The organism is Paenibacillus sp. 01T422, assembly GCF_056398785.1.
In genome coordinates, this window is the sequence record NZ_JBFTQB010001049.1 from 1 (window position 1) to 2,000 (window position 2,000).

Annotated in this window: 3 protein-coding genes; all 3 read left to right on the plus strand. The window is 42.7% G+C overall.

Going from position 1 to position 2,000, the window contains the following annotated elements; translation table 11 throughout:
• Nucleotides 1-435, plus strand: a 435-nt coding sequence (locus tag AC1DUA_RS35320; protein WP_477504179.1) for an S-layer homology domain-containing protein, incomplete at its 5' end; no start/stop codon positions are given.
• Between the two features lie 648 nt (nt 436-1,083).
• Complete coding sequence (locus AC1DUA_RS35325; RefSeq protein ID WP_477504180.1) at nt 1,084-1,638, plus strand: TIR domain-containing protein; 555 nt, start codon at nt 1,084-1,086, stop codon at nt 1,636-1,638.
• A 14-nt stretch (nt 1,639-1,652) separates the two neighbouring features.
• On the plus strand, nt 1,653-2,000 hold a 348-nt coding region (locus tag AC1DUA_RS35330), incomplete at its 3' end, for a macro domain-containing protein (RefSeq protein WP_477504181.1).

Sequence of the window (2,000 nt, forward strand, 5' to 3'; positions counted from 1 at the left end):
GACGGTACCTTCGGACCGGATCATACGATTACTCGTGCGGAATTTGCATCGATTCTCGTCAAAGCCTACAAGCTTCAAGAGAAGAGCGGCAAAGGTTTTGCTGACACGAACAATCACTGGGCTCGCAAAGCAATTGAAACAGCAGCAGCCTATGACATCATCTCCGGCTACAGCGACAGCTCTTTTGGACCGGATGATAAAATCACCCGCGAGCAAATGGCGGCGATGATCGTACGTGCAGCCAAGCTGCCTGCAGCAGCGGCAGGCAATACATTCACGGATCGCACAGCGATCTCCGAATGGGCACAAAGCGCCGTTGCTTCTGCATCGGCTAGCCATGTGATCGACGGCTATAGCGACGGTTCATTCAAGCCGCAAGCGAACGCTACGCGTGCTGAAGCCGTTACCGCGATCATGAAATCGATCAAAAAGTAATAGGCAAGCTGAATAAAGTCTCGGATCGCGAGCCTGAAGTTCCTTTATGGAGCGACAGGACGTGGTCCGGGACTTTTTTAGTCTAACGACATGAAAGTCCCTATTAAGAACCTTGCTAAATCAAGGTTTTTTTCTGTTTGAGGGATATTCTTGTCGTTTTTTTTCGACAAAAATATCCCTCAAAAACAAGTTGGCGACAAGAAAGTCACCCGAATATAAGCAATTTGAGTTTGAAATGAGGCCATACACACATTGTAGTAGGGAATGCTTAAGATAAACTGCTGAAAAAGCACGTAACAATAGCTTAGGACGACAAAGTGAGATAACTATCTTTTATTTATGAAAAAAGTTTCTAAGTTTAATATTCGTTAAAAATACTACCCCGTCGTTAGGCTAGTATGGGAGTCTCCGTTTCAATCGATGTCTTCTATGGTGAACAAACACTCAACTCTTCTCGGCGAAAAGAAGTGAAATGAATAGAATTGTCGTTAAGCAAGTTAAATAATGTAATATGTTGACTCCTGAGACTATTTGGCTGGGGGTTCTTAGTTCTTTCTGACTAGGACTTGCCCACTATTTTCCAAAGTTATGATATGATATGAAGGTAATTGGATTCGGAATTCAAGTCTATACAGGGAGGTTAAACTGATGGCAAACCGGACAGGAACCTATGTCGCTTTTGATGGTTTAGGAGAAACAGACCCTACAAAGTCTGACTTCAAATACTATGCCACACTTCAAGCATGGAGTACGAACAAAAATATCGAATTTTCGCTGACTAACAGTCACGAAAAAACGGATGCGGTACGTGATACAAGTAAACGGGCAACATTATATGCGCGCATTCAAGAGCGGCTGAGAGCATCAAAAAACATGTTCGTCGTCCTTACGAGTAAGACGCGTTATACCGGAAGTGTTTTATCCTATGAGATTGAGCAAGCAATAGACACTTACAAAATTCCGCTTATTATCGCCTATCCCGAATTTTCATCCATTCTGCATGTGGAGAGCCATAGTGATATTTGGCCAAAGGCACTTGCTGACCGTATAAATAGTACAGGTATAGAGGCAATCCATATCCCATTTGATAAAGATTGCATTTTGGGTGCTATCACGCGTTTTCATGTGAATGGTGAGCATCTTAGTAATGGGAAGAATCATTACAGCCGTGACGCGCAAATCAAATGGGGCCTGATCCGCTAAAGGAGAACATGTTAATGAAAGTTCCGTTTTTTGGTAAAAAGATACTGCATACTTTCTACGGCTTTCTAAGTGTAATAAGCGTTCTTACTTCCATTGTCTTTCTTTTTGTTGAAATAGATCCTAAATTGAAAGGCGTCATTGGTGGAGGGGCACTGGCATTGCTGGTTCTTGTTTACTTGGGAACCTGGATTCATGCTACTCTGCGCCGAAGCATCAAACTTACGATCAACACCTCAGAGATTGAGGTGAAGTTCGGAGATATATTTTCTGAGAAAGCTGATCTGAAGGTAGTTGCTTTTAATGAATATTTCGACACGCTGGTGGACGAGAAAGTCATTTCAAGCAATTCACTCAATGGAATA